The sequence below is a fragment of the Enterovibrio baiacu genome (genome assembly GCF_004120195.1).
Classification (GTDB): Bacteria; Pseudomonadota; Gammaproteobacteria; order Enterobacterales; family Vibrionaceae; genus Enterovibrio; species Enterovibrio baiacui.
In genome coordinates, this window is the sequence record NZ_SCHN01000015.1 from 26,562 (window position 1) to 51,875 (window position 25,314).

Annotated in this window: 24 protein-coding genes; 17 read left to right on the forward strand and 7 right to left on the reverse strand. The window is 47.7% G+C overall.

The window, feature by feature from the left end:
- Positions 1-108: 108 nt before the first annotated feature.
- Complete coding sequence (norR, locus tag EQP46_RS16700; protein WP_129494723.1) at positions 109-1,638, reverse strand: nitric oxide reductase transcriptional regulator NorR; 1,530 nt, start codon at positions 1,636-1,638, stop codon at positions 109-111.
- Between the two features lie 302 nt (positions 1,639-1,940).
- On the opposite strand from norR, the gene EQP46_RS16705 reads away from it, so the two are divergent.
- Positions 1,941-2,324 (forward strand): VOC family protein, encoded by a 384-nt coding sequence (locus tag EQP46_RS16705; RefSeq protein ID WP_129494724.1) that lies wholly within the window; start codon positions 1,941-1,943, stop codon positions 2,322-2,324.
- Positions 2,325-2,477: 153 nt separating this feature from the next.
- Here EQP46_RS16705 and EQP46_RS24550 read toward each other — a convergent pair whose 3' ends face one another.
- Positions 2,478-2,609 carry a hypothetical protein gene (locus EQP46_RS24550; protein WP_276320904.1) on the reverse strand — a complete coding sequence of 44 codons (132 nt, stop codon included), beginning with the start codon at positions 2,607-2,609 and terminating at the stop codon, positions 2,478-2,480.
- A gap of 611 nt (positions 2,610-3,220) precedes the next feature.
- Between EQP46_RS24550 and EQP46_RS16710 the strand changes: the two genes are divergently transcribed.
- Both EQP46_RS16710 and EQP46_RS16715 read left to right on the forward strand, forming a co-directional pair.
- Positions 3,221-5,920 carry a calcium-binding protein gene (locus EQP46_RS16710; RefSeq protein ID WP_129494725.1) on the forward strand — a complete coding sequence of 900 codons (2,700 nt, stop codon included), beginning with the start codon at positions 3,221-3,223 and terminating at the stop codon, positions 5,918-5,920.
- An 83-nt stretch (positions 5,921-6,003) separates the two neighbouring features.
- Positions 6,004-7,713 carry a hypothetical protein gene (locus EQP46_RS16715; protein WP_129494726.1) on the forward strand — a complete coding sequence of 570 codons (1,710 nt, stop codon included), beginning with the start codon at positions 6,004-6,006 and terminating at the stop codon, positions 7,711-7,713.
- 149 nt (positions 7,714-7,862) lie between these two features.
- Here EQP46_RS16715 and EQP46_RS16725 read toward each other — a convergent pair whose 3' ends face one another.
- Positions 7,863-8,159 (reverse strand): hypothetical protein, encoded by a 297-nt coding sequence (locus tag EQP46_RS16725; protein ID WP_240671756.1) that lies wholly within the window; start codon positions 8,157-8,159, stop codon positions 7,863-7,865.
- 299 nt (positions 8,160-8,458) lie between these two features.
- Here EQP46_RS16725 and EQP46_RS16730 point away from each other — a divergent pair, with 299 nt between their 5' ends.
- The 9 genes from EQP46_RS16730 (at position 8,459) to EQP46_RS16770 (ending at position 18,141) form a co-directional block, all read left to right on the forward strand.
- Complete coding sequence (locus EQP46_RS16730) at positions 8,459-9,670, forward strand: cation:proton antiporter (protein WP_129494727.1); 1,212 nt, start codon at positions 8,459-8,461, stop codon at positions 9,668-9,670.
- Positions 9,671-10,094: 424 nt separating this feature from the next.
- Entirely contained in the window at positions 10,095-10,724 is a 630-nt protein-coding gene (gene betI / locus EQP46_RS16735; RefSeq protein WP_129494728.1) for a transcriptional regulator BetI, read from the forward strand.
- Positions 10,725-12,185 (forward strand): betaine-aldehyde dehydrogenase, encoded by a 1,461-nt coding sequence (betB, locus tag EQP46_RS16740; protein ID WP_129494729.1) that lies wholly within the window; start codon positions 10,725-10,727, stop codon positions 12,183-12,185. It begins immediately after the preceding gene.
- Between the two features lie 29 nt (positions 12,186-12,214).
- The gene (gene betA / locus EQP46_RS16745) at positions 12,215-13,918 is read left to right on the forward strand and encodes a choline dehydrogenase (protein WP_129494730.1); all 1,704 of its coding nucleotides are present in this window, start codon (positions 12,215-12,217) and stop codon (positions 13,916-13,918) included.
- 200 nt (positions 13,919-14,118) lie between these two features.
- Positions 14,119-15,012 carry a choline ABC transporter substrate-binding protein gene (locus EQP46_RS16750; RefSeq protein ID WP_420841382.1) on the forward strand — a complete coding sequence of 298 codons (894 nt, stop codon included), beginning with the start codon at positions 14,119-14,121 and terminating at the stop codon, positions 15,010-15,012.
- A 107-nt stretch (positions 15,013-15,119) separates the two neighbouring features.
- Positions 15,120-15,968: a choline ABC transporter permease subunit gene (gene choW / locus EQP46_RS16755; protein ID WP_129494731.1), complete on the forward strand. Its 849-nt coding sequence runs from the start codon at positions 15,120-15,122 to the stop codon at positions 15,966-15,968.
- 2 nt (positions 15,969-15,970) lie between these two features.
- Complete coding sequence (gene choV, locus EQP46_RS16760) at positions 15,971-17,161, forward strand: choline ABC transporter ATP-binding protein (RefSeq protein WP_129494732.1); 1,191 nt, start codon at positions 15,971-15,973, stop codon at positions 17,159-17,161.
- Between the two features lie 231 nt (positions 17,162-17,392).
- Complete coding sequence (locus tag EQP46_RS16765) at positions 17,393-17,746, forward strand: DoxX family protein (RefSeq protein WP_192545523.1); 354 nt, start codon at positions 17,393-17,395, stop codon at positions 17,744-17,746.
- A gap of 65 nt (positions 17,747-17,811) precedes the next feature.
- Complete coding sequence (locus EQP46_RS16770) at positions 17,812-18,141, forward strand: DHCW motif cupin fold protein (protein ID WP_102392033.1); 330 nt, start codon at positions 17,812-17,814, stop codon at positions 18,139-18,141.
- A 91-nt stretch (positions 18,142-18,232) separates the two neighbouring features.
- Here EQP46_RS16770 and EQP46_RS16775 read toward each other — a convergent pair whose 3' ends face one another.
- From EQP46_RS16775 to EQP46_RS16785, 3 genes are all read right to left on the reverse strand, one after another.
- Positions 18,233-18,568 (reverse strand): PBPRA1643 family SWIM/SEC-C metal-binding motif protein, encoded by a 336-nt coding sequence (locus EQP46_RS16775; RefSeq protein WP_129494734.1) that lies wholly within the window; start codon positions 18,566-18,568, stop codon positions 18,233-18,235.
- 97 nt (positions 18,569-18,665) lie between these two features.
- Complete coding sequence (locus EQP46_RS16780) at positions 18,666-19,910, reverse strand: leucine-rich repeat-containing protein kinase family protein (RefSeq protein WP_129494735.1); 1,245 nt, start codon at positions 19,908-19,910, stop codon at positions 18,666-18,668.
- A gap of 161 nt (positions 19,911-20,071) precedes the next feature.
- Complete coding sequence (locus EQP46_RS16785; RefSeq protein WP_129494736.1) at positions 20,072-20,500, reverse strand: MarR family winged helix-turn-helix transcriptional regulator; 429 nt, start codon at positions 20,498-20,500, stop codon at positions 20,072-20,074.
- 100 nt (positions 20,501-20,600) lie between these two features.
- On the opposite strand from EQP46_RS16785, the gene EQP46_RS16790 reads away from it, so the two are divergent.
- Both EQP46_RS16790 and EQP46_RS16795 read left to right on the forward strand, forming a co-directional pair.
- The gene (locus EQP46_RS16790) at positions 20,601-21,104 is read left to right on the forward strand and encodes a DUF2798 domain-containing protein (protein ID WP_129494737.1); all 504 of its coding nucleotides are present in this window, start codon (positions 20,601-20,603) and stop codon (positions 21,102-21,104) included.
- 77 nt (positions 21,105-21,181) lie between these two features.
- Entirely contained in the window at positions 21,182-21,475 is a 294-nt protein-coding gene (locus tag EQP46_RS16795; protein WP_129494831.1) for a DUF3861 domain-containing protein, read from the forward strand.
- Between the two features lie 269 nt (positions 21,476-21,744).
- Here EQP46_RS16795 and EQP46_RS16800 read toward each other — a convergent pair whose 3' ends face one another.
- Positions 21,745-21,990: a hypothetical protein gene (locus EQP46_RS16800; protein WP_129494738.1), complete on the reverse strand. Its 246-nt coding sequence runs from the start codon at positions 21,988-21,990 to the stop codon at positions 21,745-21,747.
- 302 nt (positions 21,991-22,292) lie between these two features.
- On the opposite strand from EQP46_RS16800, the gene EQP46_RS16805 reads away from it, so the two are divergent.
- The 3 genes from EQP46_RS16805 (at position 22,293) to EQP46_RS16815 (ending at position 25,281) form a co-directional block, all read left to right on the forward strand.
- Entirely contained in the window at positions 22,293-23,522 is a 1,230-nt protein-coding gene (locus tag EQP46_RS16805) for an NAD(P)/FAD-dependent oxidoreductase (RefSeq protein ID WP_129494739.1), read from the forward strand.
- Entirely contained in the window at positions 23,523-23,843 is a 321-nt protein-coding gene (locus tag EQP46_RS16810; RefSeq protein WP_129494740.1) for a DMT family transporter, read from the forward strand.
- 283 nt (positions 23,844-24,126) lie between these two features.
- A complete protein-coding gene (locus tag EQP46_RS16815) occupies positions 24,127-25,281 on the forward strand; it encodes a porin family protein (protein ID WP_129494741.1) in 1,155 nt (384 codons plus the stop codon).
- The last annotated feature ends 33 nt before the right edge of the window (positions 25,282-25,314 follow it).

The window sequence follows — 25,314 nt, forward strand, 5'->3', positions numbered from 1 at the left end:
GTTGATTAATAATGATATATTTGACATTTTGCAACGGTGTAAGTGTAAAAAAGACAACGTGGTTGTTGTCTTTTTTACATCGGTGCTTGGCGTGTGGTGAACAACACCTCAGCGATGAATGCCGAGCTTCTTGCCCATACGGTAGAGATTGCCTCTGTCCATGTGCAAAAACTCTGCAGCTTTTGCCCAAATTCCCCCCGTTTTTTCAAGTGCATGAGAAATTAGATCGCGCTGATAGGTTTCTACTAACTCACGCATGCCGTGATGATCGGGTGGGAAATAGTGCGATGTGTTTTTGACATCACTCTTCGCGGAAACGACATCAAAATGTCCCATTTCAATGGTGTGGCATTGAGCTTGAATGGCCCGTAACGCGGCACGCGTAATCGTGTGTTCTAATTCACGCACGTTTCCCGGCCATGCTTGGTCTTCCAGCATGGCGAGGGCTTTTGCGTGAATGTGAAGGTTTGGCACGTTGAATTGATGACGCACTTTTTCTAGCAAATACCCTGCTAACACAGGAATATCCCCGTCGCGCTTGCGAAGGGCAGGCACGGCGATGGGGAAGACATTAAGGCGATGGTAAAGATCGGCGCGAAAATGGCCAGCATCCACTTCCTTTTCGAGTATGCGGTTAGTGGCCGCGACGATGCGGACATTCACCAACAAGTGTTTATCGCTACCGACACGTTGTAACTCACCTTGCTGGATCACGCGAAGCAGCTTAGCTTGCAGTACCAAGGGCAATTCGCCCACTTCATCGAGAAACAGGGTTCCGCCATCAGCCAGTTCAAATTTCCCCGCACGGTTGCTGGTGGCGCCGGTAAATGCCCCTTTTACATGGCCGAACAGTTCGCTTTCAGCCAAGCCTTCTGGCAATGCTGCACAGTTCACATAGATCATGGGTTTGTCGCTGCGGTTTGATTGCGCATGGACGCTGTGCGCAACCAACTCTTTTCCTGTGCCCGTTTCTCCCGTGATTAACACGGCATAGTCTGATGCGGCCACGGTGGCGATATTGTGTCGAAGCTGCTGTATCTGCGGACTGAGTCCAATCATTTCGCCTTGCAGCGAACGTGCTTGTTGGATCAGGGTTTCGGTAACCGATTTTTGTTTATGATTTTGCGCTTTTAGCGCGTTGACCAAGCCAATGTTTCGTAGCGTGGCTGCGGCTAACGCTGCAAAGGTTTCTATGGCGACAGGTTCGATATGATCGAACGCGCCCACGGTTAATGAATCCATGGTCAGTGCGCCAACCAAGTGCCCGTCAACATGCAAGCTGCACCCCATGCAATCATGCACGTCAATGGATGCATCATCGGTGAGGAGCACGCCGTCAAAAGGGTCGGGGAGCGGGCAGTCAGCATCAAAGCGAACAGGGCCTTTTGTGGCGACGATGGCCTCAAGGCGCGGGTGGGATTTTGGGAAGAATCGTCGCCCAAGCACAGTGCTGGAAAGCCCTTTTACGGCGACAGGCGAGAGGAAGCCATCTTTGTCGAAAATAAACAAGGCGCTGGCATCACAGGGAAAGACGTCACTCATTCCGTCTATCAAGCGTTGATACTGTTTTTCGCTGGCAAGGTTGGAGCTGAGGTTCAATGCAATATTGAGTAGCACATGGTCCATATTCGAAGACATGAGAAGAACCGAGAAAAGGAAACACGAGGGAATAGTAGCAATCTGATGTCATTTGAACATCGAAACCAAACACTGATTGATGTCTGATTGACGACGATCAATCTAGCAAAAAGCGGTGTCATTCGGCTGGCGCGTTGAGCTATCGAATCTCATCGTTGTAAGGCTATGAATGTTGACTGATTTCTAACGCCATCTTAAAACTGAACCGATAATTCAGAAAAAGCAGGAAATCATGTCAGAGCGCTAACCATTGGTGGTACGGTATTCCTTCTACATAACCAAAAATAACAAAGGAAATACGAATGTTTAGTCACGTGATGTTAGGTGTGGACGACATGGAAAAGTCCAAGACTTTTTATGATGCGATTTTAGGAAAATTGGGATACAGCGAAGGGGTATTCGATCCAAAAGGCCGATGCTTCTACTTCGCCCCTACAGGCGTTTTCGCGATCACCAAGCCCATTAACGGTGAGCCTGCGAGTCATGGGAATGGCAGCACCATCGGCTTTGCTGCGGCGAGTCCTGAATTGGTTGATGCGTTTCATGATGCGGGTTTGGCAAACGGCGGTACAACCTGTGAAGAACCTCCGGGCGTCAGAGAGTCTGCAGTAATGAAGCTTTACTTGGGGTATTTACGCGATCCATCCGGTAACAAAATTTGCGCAACCCATCGATTGCCAGAATAATCACGACGAAAGGGTATGTTCATGGCCCTTTTCTCAACCCTCTGTGCCTATGATTGCTGGCTAGCCACGAGAACACGAGCGATCTTTTTGGTGGCTACTTTGGTTCGTGGAACACCCAGCAGGTACAGACTATTCAGCGTTGATACCTAAGCGTTAACGATATCGACGTTCGAATTGTCCCCCTTTGCTCTTGTGCAAAGGGGTATAAAGCACTTCTACCTCCTTCGTCTTCAGCTTCGCAACAACAATCATCGCAACAACAAACGCCAATTCCATCGTTGCCAACTCTGCGCCTAATCGTATCGGATCAGTTCAAATTCAAGTGTTGTGCGCAGCCAAATTGCTTTGGATGATGAGAATCCGGGTGGATAAGGGCTATCCACTTTTCCGTCACTGAAACATTGACGCCAAGTTTTAATGCCTAATATTTTGTGATTTAGTGCGTTTTGTCTTGGTTTTCTGTGTGTTGGGAAAGCTTCTACAAAGTGATGATAATTATGTGCTTGTGTGAATCGCACTGATTTAAAATTATCAATATGTATCAATAAATGGACAATTTAGTGGGGTGTTTTACTCTAACCGTCATTCAATAAAGTTCATACAAATTGTGGGGTTTTAGCGTTAATGCTCTAATTGGTACATTTTTAAATTTAAGATGTATTTTTAATGTAACAAATGAAAAAGGGGAATCTGCGAAAGACTAGTAACTCTTTGTAAAAAAGGCGTTAGTTTAGGAATGCATGACTATATTGAGACTCAGTCTTTAGTCATGCTTAAGTCGAGTGGAAGGCAAACCCAATGCATCGGTTTCATATGTGAGACACTCACCACCTTTCGATCAGGGCTCGAACCCAACAATATATAGGTTGTAAACCACGTATTCATTGGAAGGGAACATGACAACGATCATTCAAGGTACCGAAAACGACGACACGCTTCGCGGCACAGAAGGCGTTGATTTTATTTATGGCAATGGCGGCGATGATTTTATCCAAGGTGACGGCGACGTTGACTTTATTTACGGCGGTGACGGCAACGACACTGTTATTGGTGGAGATCACACGGACGAAGTTCATGGCGATGCGGGTGATGATTGGGTTCGTGGTGGTCTACAGGATGATAAAGTTTACGGTGGTACTGGGGATGATCGTGTAGAAGGTGGCCTGGGCAATGACCTCGTCAGCGGCGGCGAAGGTGACGATAGGCTTTTTGGTAATGAAGGCAATGACACCATTTCTGGCGGTGAAGGCCGAGATATTGTCCGTGCGGGAGATGATGATGATGTCGTGTCTGGCGGAACGGGCAATGATGTGTTGTTTGGTGAAAACGGTAATGATGTTATCGAAGGCAATGACGATAACGATGTCGTTTGGGGTGGTGAAGGTAATGACCGTCTATTTGGCGGCAGCGAAAACGGCGAGTCTGGTGACGGACAAACGCCGGACTCGTCAGATGCTGAACCCATCTATCAAAAATCTACGCCTGGATCCTCCAGTACTTTTACCACAAGCGACGGTGACATAATCACCATGACCTCTGCTGACAATGGTGGTCTGAATGGGATTAATGGTATTCATTACCAAACTGTTCAAGGTGTGTTTGAAGGGTATTACTTAGGGCAATCTTCAGGTACATGGAGTGACAGTCATACTCATATTTTGTCAGATGAGGTGCATGGTTTACGTGTAACGGTTGGCTACATGGCGCGAACTGAGCAGATTTGGTTCAAATTGGATGGTGTAGAAATCAGCCTTGCTGACGGTATTGAAAACGGCACAATCAGACTTAGCAATGTGAGTGGTGATAATGATGATTTCATCAACGATGCAGGGCACCTGCAATCCGGTGAAATTGATGGAACGGATTACACCACGATTGAAATAGACATGTCATTTACCACACTTGAAGTGCTTTCTTCTGGTCATTCTGGTGGTATCAGCTACGAAATCTACCTTAACACAGAACCTAAAACCGTCCCTCATTCGGACGGCAACGATTCTCTATACGGTGCAGAAGGCACTGACTATATCGATGGCGGTACCGGCGACGACTATATCGATGGTGGTATTGATAACGATACTCTCATCGGTGGTGAGGGCTCCGATACCCTGCTAGGGCGCGAAGGCGTGGATATCATCTCTGGTGATGCAGGCAATGACACAGTTTATGCCGGTGACAACGATGATATCGTATCAGGCGGGGCGGGCACTGATGAGCTTTGGGGTGACAAGGGCGATGACTTCATTGAGGGTAATACTGGCGATGACGTGATTTGGGGCGGAGAAGGAAATGACCGCTTATTTGGTGGCGACGAGGGCGAAGCTCAAGTACCAGCGCCGTCTGAGCCTGTCTATCAAAAATCTACACCTGGTTCATCCAGTGAGTTCACCACAACGACGGGTGACACTATCACCATGACGTCTGTCGACAATGGTGGTCTAAATGGAATCAATGGTAACCACTATCAAACGGTTCAAGGTGTCTTTGAAGGGTACTACATGGGGACTAACCCAGGTACGTGGACAGATAGCCATACGCACGTATTGTCAGAAGAAGCAAATGGCTTACGCATTAAAGTGGGTTACATGACCTACTCAGAACAGATTTGGTTCAAACTGGATGGTGTTGAAATCAGCCTGGCGGATGGTATTGCCAACGGTACGATCAGCATCAGTAACTTGAGTGGCGATAACGATGATTTCATCAATGAAGCTGGTCACCTCCAATCGCGCGATGTTGACACTCGCGACTACACCACAATCGATATAGACATGCCTTTTACCACACTCGATGTCATGTCTTCAGGTAATGCGGGTGGTATCAGTTATGAAATCTATGTTGATACCACGCCAGTCGTCCCTGCAGATGGAAACGACACGATCTATGGTCAAGCTGGTGATGACGTTATCGACGGTGGTTCGGGTAATGATGTTCTGAATGGTGGTGCTGATAATGACACCATCGAGGGCGGCTATGGAAATGATGTTGTTCATGGCGATGAAGGGGATGATTTACTCTTAGGTAATGAGGGTAACGACAAACTTTACGGTGATGAAGGACAGGACGAGATCCATGGCGGTGCGGGAAGCGACGTGATTAACGCTGGTGAAGGCAACGATAGAGCGTTTGGTGGTGATGGTGATGATCGCATTATCGGTCGTTGGGGTGATGACACCCTGAAAGGCGACGGCGGGAATGATCTTATTCGTGGCGAGTGGGGGCAAGACCGTCTCTTTGGCGGCACGGGTAACGATGAACTTCACGGTGGTGGCGATTATGACGTCATTCGCGGCGAAGAGGGCGATGACCTCATTGTTGGCGGACAAGGTAACGACTATCTCTGGGGTGGCGAAGGGAGTGATGTTTTTTACTTTGATACTTCAGCGAATGGCGGTAGCGACAATATCTTTGATTTTGAAAAAGGTGTCGATGTTATTGAAATCCACGGCTCGTATTCAACGGGCATGAATGATGTGACGTATTGGGCGCATGATGCCAATACCACGGCGTTCCATTTCGGTAATTCAAACTCTTCAATTGTCCTTCACGATTTCTCAATCGATCAGGTAAGTGCGGACATCTTTGATTTCACATAAGTAATGATTTTTTATTAACCTCCCTCTTTGGCACCAAGTGATTGGTGCTTTTTTTAATTGCTAATAATTTACAGGAATAAAATATGTTAAAGAAAACGGCAATAGCAACGATTATGCTTTCAAGCTTAGTTGCACAACAAAGCCTTGCTTCTTGTTTTGGTAATGTATATTCATTGAATGCTGGTCGTGGTCACGTTGGTATTTTGGTTGATATTCAGGAATCGGATGTATTTACTGGGAATTATAGTGGTGATAGAGCACTTGCAGTATCAAGAACAGCTTTTAGTGCTTCTGCAATGACATATGATCGTAATAACGATCGCATCTATTATGTGAGTTCTCCACGCCCAAGCAAATATCATGTTCAAGGCTTAGAAAACCTTGTGTCGGAAGATGAATTTAATAATTTAGATTTTCATGCCTTCACTCAGAAAAACCAGCTCGCATATTATGATCCTAAAACAGGGGGAAATATCATCGTTGCAGATGTTCCTGCTACATTCAGGATGGCTTTCGACCCAAATGATAATCTGATTTATGCTTCAGATAACCAGAAGATATTCACGATTGACCCTGTGACGGGTGAATCTACTGATATCGCTGAATTTAGTTCGGGAATAAGGCAGGGGGGGTTCAGTTCCTGGGGGGATTTTTTATTTCACAAAGGCGAGCTCTTATTTATTACGAATGGTAGAACCTTTATTGTAAATAAAGAAACGGGTGCTGTTTCATTAAAAGCATTCCATTTTACAGACTTTATTACTTCGGCTACATTAGACCAGAATGGTCAAGTTCTCATCGCAGCGAAAAATCAGAATGTAACAGGTAATGTTAATAGTACTCACCTGTATCGATTTAACCCTGAGACAGGTGAGAGAGTTACTGTCGGCCTTGTTCCTGCTCGTCTGAGCGCAATGGCGACAAACACTTCTGAAACTTACAATTGCTATCCAGAAACATTATTTAAATCGGATCTGAACCTATCAGTAACAGAAGTGAGTGATGTTTCAATAGAAGAGGGCAATACTGCAGCTGTAACTATCTCATTCGATAAAAAGTCTGTAGCAGAAGCAGATTTGACATTGACATTGCGAAATGAAACGGCGTTATTGGGTGCAGATTTTGACGGCTCGGTAGTGGTGAGTTTCGAGGATGGTTCCAGCCAAAATGTTACTTTAAGTGATTCGGCAACGACGTTAACAATCCCTGCTGGTAACAGTTCGATAACTGTTAATATTCCTACGATTGACAATGAGTTTGATGAAGCAGATAAAGCCTTTTTCCTCGATGCATCATTGCAAGAAGATAATAGTGATTTGTCTTCAGCAAAAATCACTATTGTTGATGAAGATATTGTTAGGAGCGAGCGTCTTCCACAAGCGGGACAGCCAATTTTCTCAAGGTGGCAGACACAAGGAACTGTCTTTCAGTCAACAATTGGTGGGTTGGGCTATAACCGTGGGGGCACTCAACCTGGTGGTGTAGCATGGCAAGATTTTTCTGCTGTGAGCGGAGAAACATATAATGTAACCCTTACTTTCTGGGCTCATAGCTCAGGTAGCCCAACTCATACCGGCACAGCAGAAATTATCGATCTTGAAACTGGCGAAGTACTGGCAAATAGGACTGTTGATGTGCGTGGTGGACAAACAGTGGAAGTGCTGATGACCTTCGACAAGGCGCATTCTGGTAACCTTCGTCTTCGTGTTGCTAACCCAAGCAGCATCGGAAATATTGGAGCAAGTGATCTTGTATTGCGCTTTGCAAGTGTTTTTGGTGCAACACCAAGTTAAGCATTAACCGCAGGGATCAAAATCTTAAATATAATTTCTTTTGTCCTCCATCATTGGCACTGAGTAATCAGTGCCTTTTTTGATCTCGCTATTAGTACACTCAGTCAGTAAACCAGTGATGTTTATGTTTACGCTACTCCATCATGGTATCAATAAACTCTCTGAGCTTCTTCGGATAGAAATGCTGATGCGTATAGACGAGGTGGAAATGATGCTGACTGGCAAACCACTTCGCGGTAATAGTAGATGCGTTGCTGAGGCTTGAATAAGGATTGTTCGGTAACCAGTGTGCCGTCGTAGTCGTGTACTTTTCCGTCACGGACACGTTGACGCCAAACCTGCGCATCAATGAAGGGGAACTTGATGATGAGGTATTCCAATACAGTGGCGACACCTGGATTGGTTTGCGGCAAGCTCAACGTTGAGGGTTGCTTTGAAATGCTCATGGTGCGTCATCTATTCTGCGTGGCGGGAGATTATAGTGTAAGTCGGCACTTAGAGTAAGAAGAAGCCGAGGTTTACGCATCACGTAGCAACCTGATCCTCCCTGCACACATCCCTGTGAACCAATTCTTATACCTATAGAACCAAACTCCTTGCTTGTCAGACGGGGAGTATTGCGTTTGAGGTGTTTGCCTGCAGACTGGAGGTTATCTTCATACTGGTTTGTTCTTAACTTCAAACACGCTTAGAGAGAAGGATAGCGAGTTCTAGAATCTCCTAATAACAATCACATGGGGTGATGATGACTGAATCTGTGCCTACGCTGGTGACATACGCGGTTTTAGGGTGGATGGCGCTTAATGTTATTTTTTACGTGTCGGAAAAATGGATGGTATTTTCCGACATCATTTGGATTCTCCTGGCGGGCATCGCCTATGGCTGGGTGTCGACCAATCCAGAATCGGGTTTGCCAGAATTGGTGATGGATCCAGATGTTGTCTTGTATGTCTTTGTGCCGCTGTTGATCTTCGCATCGACCAAGAAAATGTGCCTGTTTCATTTCAGGCCCATCATCGTGCCTGCTGTAATCGCAGGTACGCTCGGCATCGTGGTGAGCATGTTGACCATCGGATTGACCATTCACTGGTTGTTGGATGTTGCCTTACTGCCCGCATTGCTGTTTGGCGTGATCATTTCAGCGACCGACCCGCTTGCCGTCAGTGCTTTGTTCAAAGGCAACGAAAGCATCACTGAAAACCAAAAATTGCTGATAGAAGGTGAATCGATCCTCAATGACGGTTTTGTTGTTACCGTGGCTGGCATACTCGCATTGCTGATTTTCAGCATGACCAGTTTCAGTGTGGTTGATACCAGCGTGAGCTTTGTAACACACATTGCGGGAGCGCTGATCAGCGGGGCGCTACTAGGCCGATTAGCCCGTTTTATTCTTCGATTAATGCACACATCGCACTATATACTCACCACCAATATCACCCTTGCTCTTGCTTACGGCAGTTTTGTGGTGGCTGAAACCATGCACTTCTCTGGCATTCTGGCGGTGTTCGCCGCTGCGCTCGCTTATGGCTATAAACCAGACAAAGACAGAGCCAACCGCCTCGCGGAAGAAAGAGTGTGGGAATACCTCGACTATGCGGCAAATGCCTTGCTGTTCTTTTTGCTCGGCACCAGCTTCTTTGCGCTTACTGCAGAGACAAACTTACCCATCAGCTATACGCTGTTAGCGGTCGGGCTATTATTCGCAGGTCGTTTTGTCGCGCTTTCTGTGTTGAAGCCAGTGATGCGCGTGGAGGGCATGCGCCTTTCGATGAACGAGTTTTGGCTATTGAATTTCTCTGGGGCACGCGGCGCTGTCTCGGTTGCACTCATTCTGTTGTTACCTGCAGATTTTGAGTATCAATCGCTGTTCTTGTCGCTGGCGTTTGTCATGATTTTGTTCTCTCTGCTTGTTTACCCGCTCGTGACGGTAAGAATACTGTCGAAAATGACGCGTTGATTCATCGAACAGGAACCGCTTTAAAAACCAAAGGCAAACACCTTCTCTGTGTTTGCCTTTTTCGCTTCTGGCGAATTTTCAATCTATGTCCATTCAAAGCTACATCCATTCAAAGCTACATCCACTCAAAGCGATGCCCAGTCAAAAGAGAATGCTTAGTGGGCTAAATGATATGCAGTTGTAAATTTCCTTACAATCTCTTTCCTAATTATAAATAACTGAAAATTATCCAGTTAAATCCGTTTATCCATATTTGCAAACCGTTATGACCCTAACTTGATTTTGACAAATTGTGTCTTATTTGTAAGTCTATTTTTAATTGAACGATCAATCAAAAATAATTCCACTACATTTACTGTCGATGGTTCGTCGATTTCAACGTGGAATGTCGATCGCTTGAGGACGAAAACCAAGGAGGGTTTGAATGCCAAAAGTAGGAATGCCGGCAATACGCCGTCCCCAGTTAGTGGAAGCCACCATGGCTGTCATTGATGACGTGGGTCTTGCAGGCGCAAGTGTCTCGCTCATCAGCAAAAAAGCCGGTGTGTCGGCGGGGATCATTAACCACTATTTTGGCGGCAAGCATGGTTTGATGGAAGAAACTATGCGCTCCGTGCTTCGCCAACTCTCCAGTGGTGTGCAACAACGTTTAAGGTTGGTTGACCGAAACGATCCCAAAGCACGGATTTTGGCGATTGTTGAAGGGAACTTCGATGGCAACCAAGTGAACGGTAAGGTCACCAAAACATGGCTCGCGTTCTGGGCCCATGCCATGCATGAGCCTGCGTTATTTCGTCTTCAACGCGTCAATGCTCAACGTCTTCTCTCACACCTGACTCTCGAACTCAAAATGCTGATGCCAGCCGAACGCGCTGCGTTTGTCGCGCAAGGCATCGCAGCAATGATTGACGGTATCTGGCTTCGCGGCGCGCTAAATCCTGAAGGGATTGCCCCAAAATCTGCCGTTGCTGCCATCGAAGATTATCTCGAACTTCAGCTACAACACGCGTCTAACGCGTCACCTTCTTATCCAGACCAACAAGGTAAAAATTAAATGGATACTCAACAACTCTATATCCACGGCGGTTACGTAGACGCGACCTCTGGTGAAACATTCAAAACGCTCAACCCAGCAACTAATCAGCCGTTGGCAGATGTGCAACAAGCCAGCCAAGCCGATGTGGACAAAGCCGTTCAATCCGCATGGGAAGGTTTTCAAGTGTGGTCAGCAATGAGTGCGCCTGAACGTCGCACCATTTTGAACCGTGCTGTTGCGATTCTGCGTGAGCGCAATGATGAACTGGCCGCCTTGGAAGTCTTGGACACGGGCAAGCCCATTCAAGAAGCTTTGTACGTCGACATTGTCACAGGCGCTGACGTGATTGAGTATTACGCCGGTCTCGCGGTGTCCATTCAAGGTGAGCAGCAAAGCTTGGGGGAAAACCAATTCTTCTACACGCGCAAAGAGCCGTTGGGTGTGTGTGCCGGCATTGGCGCGTGGAACTATCCGATTCAAATTGCGATGTGGAAAGCAGGGCCGGCACTGGCTGCAGGTAACACCATGGTGTTCAAACCGTCGGAAGAAACGCCTTTAACGGCGTTGAAATTGGCGGAGATTTTCACCGAAGCGGGCATGCCAGATGGCGTTTTCAATGTGGTACAAGGTGATTACCGTGTAGGTCAAATGTTGTCACGACACTCGGACATCGTGAAAGTCTCGTTCACGGGAGAGTGTGGTACGGGTAAAAAAGTCATGGCGGATGCGTCGGGTACGCTCAAACCTGTGACCATGGAACTGGGGGGCAAATCACCTCTGATCGTGTTTAACGATGCCGATCTCGATAACGCCGTTTCAGGCGCCATGCTCGCGAATTTCTATACCCAAGGTGAAGTGTGCACCAATGGCACACGCGTGTTTGTGCATGACGATATTTATGATGCTTTCATTCAGCAGCTTAAAACGCGCACTGAAAAACTGATCGTTGGTGATCCTAGCCATCCTGATACACAAATTGGCGCATTGATCTCAAAAGATCACCTCAAAAAAGTGCTCGGCTTCATCGAACAAGGGAAACAAACCAACGCCCGCCTGTTAACGGGGGGCTACCAAATCACGGACGGTGAATTGGCAAACGGTAACTTTGTTGCGCCCACCATTTTTGCTGAATGTGACGATGACATGTCGCACGTTGAAAGTGAAATCTTTGGTCCTGTGATGTCTGTTTTACGATTCAGCGATGAGCAGGACGTGATTGCGCGCGCCAATGACACGCACTACGGCCTCGCTGCAGGCGTGTTCACGACGAATTTCTCTCGCGCCCACCGTGTGATTGCCAAGCTTCAAGCCGGTATCTGCTGGATCAATAACTGGGGTGCATCTCCTGCAGAAATGCCGGTGGGCGGTTATAAGCAGTCAGGGATTGGTCGTGAAAATGGCGTCCAAACACTGAGCAGTTACACCCAAACCAAGAGTGTGTATGTCGAGCTTGGGGATGTGGACAGCCCTTACGCGTAGCCCGAGTCAGTAAAGGAATTGAACGATTCATGAGTAATACTGAATTTGATTACATTGTTGTTGGCGCAGGCTCTGCGGGCTGCGTGTTGGCAGACCGCCTGACCGCGTCTGGCTACCACAAAGTTCTCTTGTTAGAAGCGGGCGGCACGGACAGAAGCATTTTTATTCAAATGCCGACGGCACTGTCGTACCCCATGAACACAGAGAGATACGCCTGGCAGTTTGAGTCGCAGGCCGAAGAAGGCTTGGATGGGCGTAAGCTCCATTGTCCGCGCGGCAAAGTGTTGGGCGGCAGCTCGTCCATCAATGGCATGGTGTATGTGCGCGGCCACGCTTACGACTTCGATCAATGGGAGTCGGAAGGCGCGAAAGGGTGGAACTATCAATCTTGCCTGCCGTATTTCAAGCGTGCAGAGCATTGGTCGGGTGGCGCGAATGACTACCGTGGCGGAGAAGGGCCGGTCGGCACCTGTAACGGCAATGACATGGCATTGAACCCGCTTTACCGCGCTTTCATCGATGCAGGAGAACAAGCCGGTTACCCTGTCACGGATGATTACAACGGTTATCAGCAAGAAGGTTTTGGCCCGATGCACATGACGGTCGATAACGGGGTGCGCGCGTCAACGTCGAACGCCTATCTTCGCCCAGCTTTGAAGCGTTCTAACCTGACACTGATTAAAGGCGTGACGGTCAACAAAATTATTCTGGCGGGAAAAACTGCCGTCGGTGTGAGCTACAGCAAAGGTGGCCAGACGGTTGAGGTGCATGCCAACAAAGAAATCATCAGTGCAGCAGGCTCGATCGGTTCTCCACAATTGCTGCAATTGTCGGGTATCGGTCCAAAAGCGGTGCTTGAAAACGCGGGCGTCGAGGTAAAACACGATTTACCGGGGGTGGGGGAAAACCTGCAAGACCACCTTGAAGTGTATTTCCAATATCACTGCAAGCAGCCGATCACGTTAAACGGCAAGTTGGGACTTATCAGCAAAGGTTTGATCGGCACGCGTTGGATCTTGTTCAAAGACGGTTTAGGCGCAACCAATCACTTTGAATCTTGCGCGTTTATCCGCAGCCGTGCAGGCATCAAATGGCCGAACATTCAATACCACTTCTTGCCAGCAGCAATTCGTTATGACGGTAAATCCGCCGTTGAAGGGCATGGTTTCCAAGTGCACGTGGGGCCAAACAAACCCGAAAGTCGTGGGCATGTCCGCATCACCAGCGCGAACCCTGCGGATAAGCCAGAGATCGTTTTCAACTACATCAGCACAGAACAAGACAAACAAGATTGGCGTGATTGCATTCGCCTCACCCGCGAAATTCTTTCACAGCAAGCCTTTGATGCGTTTGGTGACGGCGAGATTCAGCCGGGAATGAACGTAAACACCGATGACGAAATTGATACCTGGGTGAAAGCGAACGTGGAAAGTGCTTATCACCCATCCTGCACCTGCAAGATGGGGGCAGATAACGATCCGCTTGCCGTGCTGGACGAGAAACTCCGCGTGCGTGGTATTGAAAACCTTCGCGTGGTGGATTCTTCGATCTTCCCGACCATCACGAACGGCAACTTGAATGGCCCAACCATTATGGTGGCAGAACGTGCATCAGACATCATTTTGAACGATGACACCTTATCTCCAGCCGATGTGTCGGTGTGGCAAGACCCGAATTGGCAAACCAAGCAGCGTCTCTTTCCGCTTGATGAGCGAGAAGAGAAGCAAGCCTGATTGACGGCATGACTCACTGAGTCGACGTAAGCCTCGATGAAGGAAACATAAGAATAAGAGAACACCTGTAAACGTCAGTAAAAGGAGTGGATGCGGCAATGATGCTGCATCCTCACACTCAAAAAAGGAAAAGGAACGTAATGATGGATAACAAACAGACCAAACGACTCACAGGGCTGAGCCTTGCACTCGCCGCCACCATGGCTGCGGCACCTGCAATGGCGAGCCAATGCGATGTTGTGCGTTTTTCTGATGTAGGTTGGACTGACATTACTGCTACCACAGCGGCGACAACGCTTGTACTGCAAGGTATGGGATACAAGACCGACATTCAGTTGCTATCAGTCCCTGTTACCTATACCTCGCTGGCAAACGGTGACATCGATGTTTTCCTTGGCAACTGGATGCCAACCATGGAAGGCGACATTGCGAAATACCGCGATGCAGGCACGGTAGAAACCGTGAACATGAACCTTGAAGGCGCAAAATACACCCTTGCGGTTCCTAAGTATGCGTTTGAAGGGGGCGTGCAAAGTTTTGAAGATATCGCCAAGCATGAAGACAAATTCAAAGGCCGTGTTTATGGCATTGAGCCGGGTAACGACGGTAACCGTCTGATCCAAGACATGATCGATTCTGATGCTTTTGGCTTGAAAGGGTTCGATCTGGTTGAGTCGAGTGAAGCGGGCATGTTATCGCAAGTGAAACGTGCTGTGCGTCGTGATCAATGGATTGTATTCCTTGGTTGGGCACCGCATCCAATGAACAGTAATTTCGAGTTGGAATATCTGGCGGGTGGTGATGATTACTTTGGCCCGAACTATGGCGGTGCCAATGTCTTTACCAATGTGCGTAAAAATTACCTCAGTGAATGTCCGAACGTTGGCAAACTGCTCACCAACCAAAAGTTCTCGCTGGCGATGGAAAACGACATCATGAACGGCATTTTGAACGATGGGGATAAGCCTGAAGTCGCTGCACAAGAATGGCTACAAGCGAACCCAGACGTGTTAAATGCATGGCTAGACGGTGTTAAAACTGCCGATGGCAAAGACGCGCTAGTTGCCGTTAAAGCGCATTTAGATATCCAGTAATCATCGTTGTGTGTCCCGTCCGCAGTGAGTGACGGGAACCTAGGGTAGGCGGCGCATTGGCCTTTGGTTGCGTCGTCTCCCACACCATGATGGATTTTGGAGTACACATGAACTGGATTACAGATAATAAAATTCCACTCGGCGATTACATGGAAACCGGTGTGGATTGGCTAACTTACAACGCTTCTGGCTTTTTCGACGCACTCTCTGTGTCGCTAGAGTGGTTGATTCTCTCCCTTGTTGACGTCATGCAGTGGTTTCCGCCTTATGTGCCGATTGCACTGACCGCTGCAATTGCGTGGTTACTTCACCGCAGCGTGCCATTGGTCGCTTTCGTTGTGGTTGCACTCCTGTTGATTTTGAATCTCGGCTATTGGCAGGAAATGATAGAAACCTTCGTGTTGGTGCTGACCGCCACGTCACTGTCTGTTGCTGTTGGCGTGCCGCTGGGCATATTGGCCGCGCACCGTCCTTGGCTTTACACCTTTATGCGGCCCGTGCTGGATTTGATGCAGACTATTCCAACGTTTGTGTATTTGATCCCGACCTTGGTGTTGTTCGGTCTTGGCGTCGTGCCGGGGTTGATTTCCACGATCATCTTTGCGATTGCCGCACCGATTCGTTTGACGTACTTAGGCATTCGCAGCGTACCTGAAGAATTGATTGAAGCTGGGAAAGCGTTCGGCGCAACCCCATCAAAATTGCTTTATAAAGTGGAACTTCCTGCCGCCATGCCAAGCATCATGGCGGGGATCACCCAGTGCATCATGTTGTCACTGTCCATGGTGGTTATCGCCGCACTTGTGGGGGCCGATGGTTTAGGTAAGCCCGTGATTCGCGCGCTTAACACGGTGAACATTTCACAAGGTTTTGAAGCGGGTCTGGCGATTGTCTTGGTGGCGATTATCCTCGACCGTTTGTGTAAAGCGCCGGCATCTCAAAACAAGGAGGGCTAACCATGAATGCACTTACGATTAAAAACCTCGATGTGGTTTTCGGGCAATCTTTGGAGAAAAGCCTCGCCTTGCTGGATGACGGGAAAACCCGTCAGGAAATTCAAGAAGCCACGGGCGATGTTGTCGGCGTTCACAATGCCTCGCTCACCGTTGAAAAGGGTGAGATCTGCGTATTGATGGGCTTGTCCGGTTCGGGGAAATCGAGCTTGTTACGTGCCGTGAATGGCCTTAACCCCGTGACGCGCGGTTCGCTTGAGGTGAACCTCGGTGATGATGTTGTGAACCTTGCAGGCATTGATGAGAAATCGTTGCGTGATTTGCGGTCGCACCGTATTTCGATGGTGTTTCAGAAGTTCGCCTTAATGCCTTGGTTAAGCGTGGTCGACAACGTTGCTTTTGGTCTTGAAATGCAAGGCATGGGCAAAGCTGAACGACGCAAACACGCAGAAGACAAGCTGGAACTGGTTGGACTGAGTGAGTGGAAAGACAAATTTCCGCACGAGTTGTCGGGCGGTATGCAGCAGCGAGTGGGTTTAGCGCGAGCTTTCACCATGGACAGCGATATTTTGCTGATGGATGAACCGTTTTCGGCGCTGGATCCGTTGATTCGAAATCAGCTTCAAGATGAATTGATCGAGCTTCAACGCAAGCTCAATAAAACCATTGTTTTCGTCAGCCATGATTTAGATGAAGCGCTGAAAATCGGGACTAACATTGCCATCATGGAATCGGGCAAGATCATCCAACATGGCAAGCCAGAAGACATCGTACTTCGTCCTGAAAATCAGTATGTGGAAGATTTCGTCGCACACACCAATCCACTAAACGTACTTCGTGGTCGCTCACTCATGACATCGCTCAGCGACCTTACCCGCGTTGGTGACACCTTGGTGCTAAAGCGTCATGAACAGACGGTGTTGATCACAGATGAGCAAGGACTGGTGGTTCGTGCCCAGCGCCAAGAGCAAGCATTGCCGATGGTGAAGTGGAGCAAAGGCGACAGCATCGAGGCTTTAGCAGTGGATTCGGTGGTGATTGTCTCAGCGGATATCTCGATGCGTCATGCGCTCGAAATTCGCTATCAAACGGGTCAACCTGTACTCCTGAGTGAAAATGAGAAGGTCATCGGTGTACTGTGTGACAACGACTTTTATCACGCATTGCTTGGAAAGCATTTCTCCTCTGCGGCTTAACTTCGCCAAACGCACTATCCCATCGATATAAGCATGAGGTACAGCCATAAAGATGTCTGTACCTCATCTTTTTTAGTTTGCCCACCGTCTGTTGAAAGTGGAACAGGGTCGATCTATCGAACATCTTTTGCGTGAAAGAATCACCTTTGCATATAGGAAGTAAACCTTTCTTATATTAGGGTTTGTTAACATAAATGCATTCTGTCGACGTTTATTTTTGAGGTAGCCCTGATGACCGCCGTATTCATTGTTTCACTTCTTCTCAGTGTGTTCTTTATCTTCGCAAGCTCAATCAAAATACTCGGTTGGCAGAAGATGATTTTTGATACGCAATTGGCGTTTTTTGAAAAGTACGGACTGAACCGTCAGATCATGTTCTTAGTAGGGTGCGTTGAGCTGTTTGGTGCGGTGAGCATTTTTTCTTCGGAAATGATCGGGGTTATTGGGGCGGCGAGTTTACTTGTCACTTCAGCGGGCGCAATTTGCTTCCACGTGCGTTTCGATACGTGGAAAGACGGTATCCCTGCCGTCTCTACCTTGTTACTTTCAAGCTTTGTACTCTATGCGAAATTGAATATGTTGTGACTTATGATTAGTGTGGGAGGTGATGATTTCTACTCACACTGATACGTCAAGGACAACACCGCACTATGGATATCAATGATCTGCCTTTTGGTACAACGGATTGGAAAGCAATTACGCCCACTGAACACAAAGGTGAAACGGGCATGGCTTACTGGCGCACGCAGCACTTCGGAAACATGCGCGTTCGCATGGTGGAATACTCCGCTGGGTACTTGGCAGACCATTGGTGTTCCAAAGGGCACATTCTGTTTTGCTTAGAGGGTGAACTAGACACAGAGTTGGATGATGGTCGCACCTATACCCTCACAAAAGGTATGAGCTACCAAGTGGCGGACAATGCTGAAGCGCACCGTTCTTCTACCAACGTTGGCGCAACGCTGTTTGTGGTTGATTGAGTGTTCATGATGTCACTGAACGCGTGACTACAGATACTGTCTTTTTGAAGCAGATACAAAAAAGGCACCTTCTCGATGCCTTTTTCAGCCGTTACTTACCGCAACATTTCTTGTATTTCTTCTCGCTTCCGCACGAACATGGGTCGTTACGGTTTGGCGTTTTCTCAAACGTGGTGGTTTGCGGTTTCGCCATGTAGGTTTCAAGCTCAGTGATGTCTTCTGCTTTTTCAGCATCAACAACAATGTTGGCAAATAGCTTGTTTTCAAGCGCGATCGCTTCAAGTTCGGCTTTACGTTCTTCTGTTTGAACGTTTAGCGAAAGAGGGTGATCTTCTGAACCCGGTTTTGCGCTGCGCTTGGTGTTGTAACCAAAACTTTCGTATTTTGGTTTCTTTTCAATTCTGCCTTTATAGAAAAACTTAGACATGGTTTTTTTCCGGGTTAGTTAAATGCGGAGTGAGGTTATACAGCAAAACGCCCATCTAATAAACGGAATCTATTGCTTAGACGGGCAATACCTGTGTTTATCCTTGTCCAATTGCCTGTTTAAGCGCGTGAAAACGGGCGCTATCGCGATCCTCTTCCGCACATACGCTTAGCAAATCATCAATAAAGAAGTCTAACGCGCGTTGCTCGATCTGCTTGATTTTCGCTTGTTGCTCATCGCTTAGCATGTGGTACATGCTGGCCGCACCAAAGTCGCCAAAGATGATGTTGGCGTCTTCGTCATACAGGGTGTTATGGGCATACAAATCACCGTGACACACTTGGTTGGCATGCAGGTGCTCAAACACGTCGCGCATTTGTTTAACGATGGTATTGATGTGTTCAATCGTCAGCGTGAAGCCTGCAGGGAAGGTGTCGCGAGTGCAGGTGTCAAAATTCGGTGGCAAACCGAGGTTCTTATAATGCGACGGGATCAGGTTCATGATTAGCGCAAGGAAACCTGGCTCGTTAACTTGTGCCAGTGATTGAACCAGGTTCGGGTGATTCCCCACTTTCAAGCAGGCGTTGAGTTCATCCTGTGGGTAGCCGTCGCTGGTGACTTCACCTTTGAACACTTTCACCGCAATGTCATTTTGGAAGTCTTGCTGGGCTTCGTTCCACACCGCTTTAGAGATTACCCCTGATGCCCCTTGGCCTAATACGTTCTGTAGCGAGAAGCGAGAAGATGCCACATGGGGAACTGAGTCAATGCTGATGTCTGTGCGGCAGAAAGGGTTTCCAGCAAACGCAAACCACGCCAGTTTTGGCAAATCTAACAGTTGATTTGGGCATTCGGTCAGTTGATTCGCGGAAATGCGCAGAAGCTCTAGATTCTCAAGGTGGCGCATTGTCTGCGGCAACGATGTTAAGCGGTTGCCCGCCAGCGCCAGCTTTTGCATGCGAGGACGAAGGCCGAGTGAATCCGGTAAGGTTTCAATACGGTTATCTGTCAGGATAAGCCAACGCAGTTTGGGGGGTAATGCATTCTCAGGAACATGCACAATCTGGTTGGCCTTAAAGCCAATCATTTCCAGTTCAGGGCAGTTGCCAAGTACTTCAGGCATGGTGTCAAAGCGGTTGTTTGATGCAAAGAAGATTTTCAGTCTATGCAGCTGTGCAATGTCATCGGGAAGCGAGGACAACTGGTTATTGGACAGATCCAGTATTTCCAAACTGTCGGCAAGAGACAAGATCTCGAGGGGAAACTCGGTAAGGTTTTCTGACAGTGTAAGGCGCGTCACGCCCACAAGTTCGCCGGCACGTAGCTGAGAAAGAGAATGCAAAATGAAAATCCATAGTAGCGGTAAAACAATCGGCGCTTAGTCTACAAGAAAGTGATTCAAATCGTTAGAGGTTATGAGAGGGTTCTCGCAAGGTTACATCTGGCTCTGACTTCTTACTTTCAGGCAAACTTGAATGAGAAAGTCCGCGTTGAATCACGCCTTTACTTACTGGTGAGATTCCGTGTCATTTTATCTGCAATGCGCGTAAACATGTCCCACTCTTCCTCCGAAACGCCGTGTGACAACTGCTCAAAAACCTTGGTGTCGATACCCGAAATCTGTTCCAAGATCGCGTCTCCACTTTTCGTCAATGTTAAGCGTTGGCTGCGTTTGTCTTCCGGATTGGGCTCTTTTTTGATCAAGCCTTGCGCGATCAGTGCGTTCAATAAACGGGTGACTTGGGCTTTATCTCGGCTCAATAGGTGGGCGATATCAATGGCTGTGGTGTTTTTTTTCACCCGAATGATTTTCAGCACGCGAACGTTCATGGGCGCAATACCCAATTCCAATTCCTCAATGTTTTCAATCATCTTGCGTTTTAGCGCGTGCGCCAGTTGAAACAGACTGTCGAGCGATTTTTGATCTGACACGAGCATAGCCCTCAAATAAAAGGTTGATAAAGTCAACTAAAATTTAGTATGGTTGATATTATCAACTTAATTGAGTGCCGCTGCAAGTTAGGAGAAAGCCATGAACACACAAGATGTGATGTCACCCCCACAGCCATCGTCAGATCAACATCAAGCAAAGACCCCGCTGTATCAAAAAGTGCTCGTTGTGCTTTGTATGATGACGTTGATGGGCGGCACGTTAACGGGTGTGATGACTTATATAAACCTCGGCTATACCGAAACCTTTTTCGCAGACTGGAGCAGTTCATTTCTTCTGGCTGCAACTACAGTGATGCCTCTTGGCTTTTTGTTGATGGCGTTACTGACAAAACTGTCCCATGTGTTGCTTCCCAATACACATGACGTAAAGCGTAACTTGCTGGTGGGCGTGAGCATGGCGTTGATCATGGAATCCGGCATGGCATTCACCACCGCGATCAACAACGTTGGCTTTGAACAACAGAGCGTGTTCTATCAGGCATGGCTAGACGCCGTTTTGGCGGCATTGCCAGTCGCGCTGACCTTGATGCTCATCATTTCTACTACCGTGAAACCCAAGATTGAACGTTTTCTAAAAAGTTAAGCCCAGACACGATGCAACCAAGCGGTTCAAAAATCCAAGAGCATTTCAGAATCTAAGAGAGCAGTAACATGACGACAATGAGAAAAGACAGACGCTACCGCATCACCATTGAAGAGCTAGGCAGCGATAAGGCGGTTGGCCAAACGCTTGAATTTGAACATGCTGACAGAGAAGACCTGTTCAATGTGGTTGAAAAGCTCCAGAAGGGAAGCGGCCTAGAAGCGCCGATAGCAATCAAGATGGCGGTCGCATTGCGCCTGATAGGACCCACTATGATGGAAAACCGTAAACATCCACTCTTTGCCGACTTCATGCCGCATTTCAAAGCCTTCATGTTGAAGTTAAAAAGCACGGTGAAAGGCAATCTGTAAGTCTTATGGCTATCACCTAAAAGAAGGATTCTAGATCCTACTAATGCGTGATGTTGAAGAACAGAGAGGGACGATAAGATGTGGCGGTTCGTTGAGTTCAAGCTGACGACTAAGGCTTAGACACGCGATCTTAGCGAACACATGAAACTCCGTTTAAAAGTAGATCCCTTATTCGACACGATTCGTGCAGATGATGTGAGGTTATTCTGATCTTAGTGTTAAAGCGCCAAGGAAACTTGGCGCTATTTTTTGTTTTTATTGTTCGTCGATCAGTGCTTTTTAGGGCCGTTGCGAACAAGGTCTTTGCCGTTATCGAACACGTCTTGCGTTACCCAACGAGCCAAAAGCAGTTGATGGTTATCATCTAAAACCGCAACAAAAGGGCGGCCGTCTGAGTTATTGGTAGCGAGCGCTACGCCAGCGACGTTCTTAAGCCCTAAGCCACCATTTTCAACAGCGATAAGAAAGGTCTCAAGATCTTGCAGGTTGTCGATGATATCGGTTTCGTTGTTCATGTGTTCAACACTCTTTCTGTGCTTCAAAATTTCTGTGCGTGGATTATTTCACGGCGTGCCAAGCGAGGCAATGTGCGAGACAAAAACGCATGGCTTTTCCATACCGTTCCCCCACTAGCATTGAAACTGATTATTACCGCTTGGTAAAAATCAGTTTCAATATTCATGGATTATTAATTTTCCTGTAATCACTATAATGCCCGCCATTACGTTCGAGGACACACATCTGCGTGTGCTTCAACTGCCGATGTCAGATGATGCGGTGTATTCAGCGCGCCATCAAACCTAAGTTTGGAAAGACAATGTCAAAACAAAAGAAAAAAACAATTGTGATTGGTGGCGGTGCTGCTGGGCTAGAGTTGGTTACGCGTCTTGGGCGTGACAAGCACGATGAAGTGGTTTTGGTCGAGCCGTCTTCTCACCACTTTTGGAAACCGCGATTGCATGAAATCGCGGCGGGCACTTTCGATGAAGAGTTGGATGCAGTCAGCTACTTGAAGCATGCGTTGTGTAATAAATACCGCTATCTACAAGGCCGAATGACTGGTGTTGACCGTGCAGCAAAGACGCTGGAAATCAAAACGGCGGAGGGGCGTTTGGTGACGGAACACTATGACCGTCTTGTCATTGCTGTTGGCGCGGTAAGCAATGACTTTAAAACGCCTGGTGTGGCGTCGCATTGCATGTTCCTTGATTCCGCAGAGCAAGCGCACAACGTGTGGCAACGCATTAATCCATTGTTACGCGCCCCAGGAGAGCACCGTATCTCCATTGTTGGCGCAGGCGCGACGGGGGTTGAGTTAGTCGCTGAACTCGCCAAAGTGAGCCAAAAGCTGAGCCGATACAATACGGGTAGCGAGCTTCAGATCACCTTGATAGAAGCCGCTGACCGTGTGTTGCCAATGAGCCCTGAGTGTATGTCTGAGAAAGTGCAGTCCATGTTAGAAAAACAAGGAATTCGAGTACTGACGAATACACGTATCCAGCAAGCAAAAGCAGGTGCATTGATCACGGCTACAGGTGAGGTTGTCGAATCTGATGTTCAAGTGTGGGCTGCGGGTATCAAATGTGCTGATTGGCTGACACAGCTTGATGGGTTGGAAACCAACCGTATTCATCAATTGAAAGTGCAACCTACTTTGCAGTCGACCTTAGACGAGAACATTTTCGTGATAGGCGATAGCGCAGAGTGCCCGCAACCTGGCGGTGGTTTTGTGCCGCCACGTGCCCAAGCAGCCAATCAGGCAGCAACGCATTTGGCTAAGCAATTTAAACGTCAGCGTAAAGGGAAAGCTCTCCAACCGTTTGTCTTCAATGATGGCGGAATGCTCGTGGCGCTGGGACATGACTATGCAGTTGGTGCCGTGATGAATGATCGCGTGGTGCTCCGTGGTCGACAAGTGCGCAAACTGTACGACACCATTTTCCGTTTACATCAACAAGTGCTATTTGGTTGGGGAAGGGTAACGCGATTGATGGTGCTGAAACGCATTAAGTGTCTGATGAACCCTTACTACAACGGAAGAGCATAAATGAGCTGGTTCTTTTTATTGATGGGGGTAGGGGCGGAAACCCTATCTCACGTTGCCCTCAAATCGACGGATGGCTTCAATAAACCTCTGCCACTGTTCATTGTTGTGATGGGACACTTGGCGGCATTTCTGTTTCTGAGTCATGCAATGAAAGGGATCCCAGTGGGTATTGCTCATGCGCTATGGGCGGGACTGGCTGTTTTGTCTGTCACTCTGTTGTCTGCGATTGTGTATCGACAGCACGTCGATGCAACCGTTTGGATAGGCATGGTGTTTGTTGCCATTGGTATTGGCATGATTAATCTTTCTCACGCGCACTGAACCGAGTGGTTTACCTCGTTATCGTTGAAGGGTCAATGTGTGTTGGCTCTTTAATTTTGCATAACATGCCGATTTATCGATGAATCATCTCCCTATTTAAGGCTGCAATTTACCCCCATTAGTCCCCCGTCGTTAGAACGAGTTCTTTTCGTTCTAATTTGCCATATTCCCCAAAAACCTCGAACGCTAGCATGAGAAATCGCTGCACAACTGACCCTTAAACATGGGTTGTGACAGTGATGAGCAGTGAATCTTAACAATAAATACAGGGAGTATTAGCACGATGAAGACTCATGCAAATCGATTATTGATGCTTAGCTTAGCGGCAATGAGTGCAAACGCGACGGCGGCAGTCACTTTGTACGAAGACGACACACATTCGGTCAGCACGGACTTACTGGTGAATGTCTTTTATACCAACTCGAGTGTTGACCGTTTAACAGATTTTAACGATGCCAACAGCGGGATGATAAGCCGAGATCAATCGCGTGTTAGGGTTGGCTTTCTGCCTAATTACATTGGGTTTAATTACAACACCGAAACCGATGATGGCTTGAAAATCGGCGCGCGTTCATCGTTCTGGGTGACATTGAATGACACAGACACTCAACGTGGCGCAGAAGGTTTGGGCACACGCTCGGGTGTCGACATTCGTCAGTTCTATGCAACGGTCGATGCAGACTGGGGGCAGGTCTTGCTCGGCAAGGATTTTGGTTTGTTTTCGCGCAGTAACATTCTGACGGATGAACTGTTATTGGGTCATGGTCAAACGAGTGATTTTTATGGGTTGATTGATGGCGGTAACGTCTCGTTTGGAAACATTGGGTCGGGTTACACATATCCGTTCCCAAAAGCACAGATTACCTATCGTAGCCCTGACATCTCGGGTGTTCAGATCGCAGTGGGTGTCATTGACCCGAACAAGAAGAGTGCGACCAGTTCTGAAGATAATCCGCGTTTTGAAAGTGAAATAACGTACAACAATACGTTCGATGCTGTGGACTTTAAGGCCTATATCAATGGTGTGACACAAAGCTCTGAAGACAGTGCTGGCAAAACCGATTCAAACGGCGTCGGCGGTGGTATTCGCTTAGGCTATGCGGGTGTTGCGTTTAATGCTTCAGGCTTTAACACGGAAGGTTTAGGGGATGTTGCGGGTTTAGATACATTGATTTCGAATGAGCAAACCGAATCGGAAGGGTATTTACTACAAGGGTCATACTCTTTTGATGCAGAACGTTTTGTACTTTCATACGGAAAGACAGAAGTTGAAACCCAAGGAACGACTTCATTGGAGTACGAAAACTATGCGGTGGCATGGTTTCATACTGTGAATGCAAATCTGAGCTTGGTAGGTGAATACAACCGTACCGAAGTGAATGAGGGTAGAACGGAAGAAAACAACACGTTTGCTATTGGTGCGGTGGTCACTTTTTAATTCATCGCCCTTTGCGGTGTATTTTCTCTACCG